The organism is Helicobacter sp. MIT 01-3238 (assembly GCF_003364135.1).
Taxonomy (GTDB): Bacteria; Campylobacterota; Campylobacteria; order Campylobacterales; family Helicobacteraceae; genus Helicobacter_B.
The window spans coordinates 1-4,368 of sequence record NZ_NXLN01000049.1; the positions used below are offsets into that span (position 1 = coordinate 1).

Sequence of the window (4,368 nt, forward strand, 5' to 3'; positions counted from 1 at the left end):
GTGTTGGGGTTTTTGGGTGGTGTTTGGGTGGTGGGGCTTAAGCGGGGGGTTTCAAGCGGAATCATTGTAGCGGGATTTGGTTAATGTTTGTGTCTTGTTAATATTGATTTTACTTTAATTTGCCCATTTGCCCGATTTTATTCACTCACTTTTGCTCGGGCTTAATCTCCACCACTTCGCCATTGATATACAGCTTCTGCACTTTCTTTGCATTTGTGAGGAAATGCAAAATAGGCGTAGCAGAATCAGCGATTTTGGGAATCCCAAATAGCGCGAAATCCGCGTATTTCCCACGCTTTAGCTCGCCATTTTCTAGCCCTAGAGCCTGCGCTCCATAGCGCGTAGCACTAAGCAAAAGCAGCTTTGCAGCCTCCCCTAGCCCAAACCCCTCGCAAAGCCCTAGCCCAAACAGCGCAGAGCGCATCTCATCTAGCAGATTTGTATCAACATTGCTACTTGCGCCATCTGTGCCAATGGCAAGCGAGCGTGCAAACCTAGAATCCACCCGCCTAAAGTGCGCAATATCAAGCATTTTGCCGCCTAGCAGGCGATTTGAGCGAGGGCAAGTAGTGATGAAATGCCCCGCGTCCAAAATCCGCCCTAGCTCCACCTCGCTCATCGCTACACAATGTGTAAGCACCGCTTGCACCCCGCTAAAAAGCTCCAAAAACTCGCTTATCTCATATAGTGGCTTGGGGTTTGGTATCTTTAGCGTATCAGCATAAAAGCCCTTAAACCACCCGCTTTTGGATTCTAGCCATTCCCGCTCGCTTGCAGACTCTAGGAAGTGCGCGCTTATGATAGGCTTTGTGCTGCTTTTTTGTGTGGCAAAATCTATCACCTTTTTTGCTAGCGCACTATGCACCGAGTAGGGTGAGTGTATCGCTACGCGCGGGATAAATCGCTCACTTTTTGCTTCAAACGCTCTCTCAAAGCGCTCCCTAAACCTCGCAAAACTCTCATCTGCTTCACTTGCCCCCAAAACCTCGCAAAAATACGACACGCGCAAAGGCGAGTGTGCCAACGCTAGCATATCCCCACCATAGCTAGAAATCGCACCCACACTCCCTACCCCACATTCTAGCTGTGTGGCTATCTGCTTTTTGAGCACTGATTCTAGCTTCTCTAGCACACCTCCACGATAGCTCATCACAGAGGCTAGCCACGCTTCAAAGCTCCCATAGGCAAAGCTAGTCGTATTTGCCCCAAACTCAAAGTGAATATGAGCATTTACAAACGCAGGCAGTAGCACGCAGTCGCTAAAAAACTGCTTTTTTATAGGCTTTTTAGCCTTTTTTTTATTTTTTTGCCTTTTGGCAAAATCTAGCGCAAAGTCCCTATCAAAACTAGAATCCAAACAATGCCTGCTAATCTCGCCAAAGCCTTTGCCAAAATCCGCGCTAGATTTTATGCTAGATTTTGCGTCAAACCCTGCCCCAAACTCTGCGCAAAAATCCTCACTAGATTTTGCGCTAAAATCTGTATTTGATTCTAGCTTGGATTCTAGCTCTTTATACTCTCCCACAGCGAGAATCCGCTCATCTTCAAACACCACACCACCATTTTTTATGATAGTAAAATCCTCATCACATACAAAAACCAAACTCGCACCTATTAGCTGCATTTTTGCTCCTTTTGGCTATCTAGTAGCCCTGCTTCCAAGCTAAATTTAAAAACCTTAAAAAATAGCACCAAAATTTCCTATTTACCCTCATTTACTAAGTGTTTTTTTTTTTTTTTGTAAAACTTTCTTTCGCATTCCAAATCTCAACAAAAAGGAGTTTTCGTCTATGAAAACAAGCAACATCGTAAAAGTTGCACTTTTCTCAAGTGCTTTTCTCGCCGCGTCTATGTTTTTCACAGGTTGTGCCCTCACTTCAAATGGCACAAAGCAAAAAGTAGCCCTATCTACTTCAAATGGCAAACCTGTCGTAGCAGATATAAAGGGCAAAAAGGTAAATATACCGGGCGAAGTCAAAATCTCTCGCCGCTCTGGTGCTACCATAAAAGTGCTAGCAGCTGATAATCCGGGCTATGAGGATACGCAATTTATCATCAAAGGCAAAAACAAACTTAGTGGGTGGTTTTGGGGAAATATCATCTGGGGTGGCACTTTTGGCTCGACAACTGACGGTGCAGCAGGAAGTATGTGGAAATACGCCAATCCAAACTTCACTATCCCTGTCTCTGAAAAAAGATAGTTTTCTGCCCTAGCAATAATGCTTAAATGGCTCTTTGGGATTGTGCTTGCGTGCCAATCCCTTTGTGCCTACTCATCACAGACTTTGGATAAATCACAGGATTCTAGCCAAAAGCTATCCCAAGAAAATACGCAAAATCTCAAAAATCACATAGATTCCCGCACAAAAATCCAAAATCCTCTACTAGATACGTTACTAAACTTACCAATGCACGCTACAAAACAATGGCGCACGCTTCTACACTATGGCAAATCCACTTCAAGTATCCACAAAACCTCTCCGTTTTTCTTAGACAAAAAGGGCTACAAAAATCCCAAAAGCGAATACCAAGCAACTTTACAAAAACTTTTTTCACAAAATCTATCTAGCAGTGATTCTAGCACGGATTCTATCGCGTGTGCTTACCCCGCACGAATGGAATTTATCAAGCGATATATTACTCAAAATGCAGATATTTATGGCATTGAAAAATCTCAAATCCAAGAGTTTTTGGAAATGATAGACACAAGCAAATGCTATGATTTGCAGGACTTTTTAGATATTGTGCCATTAGATAAAATCTTTGTAGAGTTTGCCGCAGAGAGTGATATATATCCGGGCTCTAGTATGGGACATTTGTATCTACATTTGCAAGGCAATATGCAAAAAGACATACAGAGGGTTTTTGATGAAGTGCCATTCTCACGCCAAAAAGGACAAACGCAAGACTACGCTATGAGCTACTATGCCACGATGAGCGAGGTGTTTAACCCACTTGATTATGTGAGAGCATTGATAGGGAATCTAAAGGGGTATTACGCACTCTCGCCATACTCAAGCACTTCTGCTGAATATCTAAACGATGAAAGTCGCTCAATCTATCGCTACGAAGTAAAAACTAGCAAAGAAAAACTAGAGCTTTTTGCCCTGCATTTGTGGGAGCTAAAAGACAAAGACATTCGCTATTCATTTATTAGGCATAATTGCACAAATGGTATAGAAAAGATTTTGGGTGTGCTAGATTCTGCAAATTTTTATCACTCAAAAAAGCCATTTATCACGCCTACTCAATACCTCCAATACCTACACTCCCAAAGCAAAATCTCCCTCTCACAAGTGCTACTACCAGAGCGCAAAAAAGCCTTTGTAGAAAAATTTGGAGCAAATGAAGTGCTAGATTCTTATAAAAACTCAAAAATTTCTATGGGGTATGATTATCCAAATATGGCGTTTTTATCTTTTTATCCAATCTACTCTAGCATAAAAAACGCGGATAATTCTTATAAAGAATTTATAGAATCTAGGCTTTTATCTCTGCAAGCAGGGCTAGCGGTGCTAAATCACAACACTTATGCAAAAGCCTTTTTATCAAAAATAGAACTTCTACACTTGCACTCTATCAACGACTTTGCTCGCACTCGCTCACTCTCAAAGCTAATAAACATTTCTTTTTACCCAAATCTATACAACTACGATAAAAACACCAAAACCTACTCAAAAGAGCCAAACTACCAAACAAGGCTATATCCAAATGTGGATTTGGGAGTGGGGTTTGGAGCATACATAGGTAAAATCGCATTTTTCACGCTACCATTTTTTAGCTATCGCTATGATATTATCCACAACCCTGCCCTAGCGATAAAAAATGGCTTCATCGCCAAAATCCCTAGAGCAAGGCTAATAGCAGAGCATGCACTATACTACGACATCATCAAAAATAATCGCGGATACGATAGCAAACTAGCAGTTTTTCTAGGCATAAGCGTGTATAAAAATGTTGATATTTTTGTAGAGGGCGCGTGGTATCACAATCTTTTCACGCCACACAAATGGACTTATGGCAAACAGCTCTCATACCAAAGAAATGAATTTGTTGGGATTAGAAGTGGTGTGAGTGTGAATTTTTAGATTTTTGTGATTTTTTTAAGTCTTGTTTTTTAGTGGCTGATTTTATGATTTTTGGTATTTTTTTGATTTTGCATATTTTGCTTTTGATTTATTTTGGGCTTTGGGCTTGGATTTTGGACTTTTTATCCACTATTTTTCGTTTGATTTTAGGGCTTAACGCTTATCACAAAACCCCCTATCTATTAACGCCTCCTCAATTAGCGAAGTTCGCAAATTCAAGCTAGAATTTGTGCCTAAAAAGCTAACCTTTACCCAATCAATCGATTTCAAAGCATCTCTT

At 41.2% G+C, this 4,368-nt stretch carries 3 protein-coding genes; 2 read left to right on the forward strand and 1 reads right to left on the reverse strand.

Features of this window, described 5'->3' with window-relative positions; translation table 11 throughout:
- Positions 1–145: 145 nt before the first annotated feature.
- On the reverse strand, positions 146–1,624 hold the full coding sequence (locus CQA40_RS10650) for an aminofutalosine deaminase family hydrolase (protein ID WP_115520806.1): 1,479 nt from the start codon (positions 1,622–1,624) through the stop codon (positions 146–148).
- Between the two features lie 166 nt (positions 1,625–1,790).
- Here CQA40_RS10650 and CQA40_RS10655 point away from each other — a divergent pair, with 166 nt between their 5' ends.
- Together CQA40_RS10655 and CQA40_RS10660 are read left to right on the forward strand one after the other, a co-directional pair.
- A complete protein-coding gene (locus CQA40_RS10655) occupies positions 1,791–2,201 on the forward strand; it encodes a hypothetical protein (protein ID WP_115520807.1) in 411 nt (136 codons plus the stop codon).
- A gap of 18 nt (positions 2,202–2,219) precedes the next feature.
- Positions 2,220–4,088 carry a DUF4105 domain-containing protein gene (locus CQA40_RS10660; RefSeq protein WP_115520808.1) on the forward strand — a complete coding sequence of 623 codons (1,869 nt, stop codon included), beginning with the start codon at positions 2,220–2,222 and terminating at the stop codon, positions 4,086–4,088.
- Positions 4,089–4,368 lie beyond the last annotated feature (280 nt).

Coding starts and splice junctions, on each gene's coding strand:
- CQA40_RS10650 (WP_115520806.1), bottom strand. CDS start 1,624: ATGCAGCTAATAGGTGCGAGTTTGGTTTTTGTATGTGATGAGGATTTT.
- CQA40_RS10655 (WP_115520807.1), top strand. CDS start 1,791: ATGAAAACAAGCAACATCGTAAAAGTTGCACTTTTCTCAAGTGCTTTT.
- CQA40_RS10660 (WP_115520808.1), top strand. CDS start 2,220: ATGCTTAAATGGCTCTTTGGGATTGTGCTTGCGTGCCAATCCCTTTGT.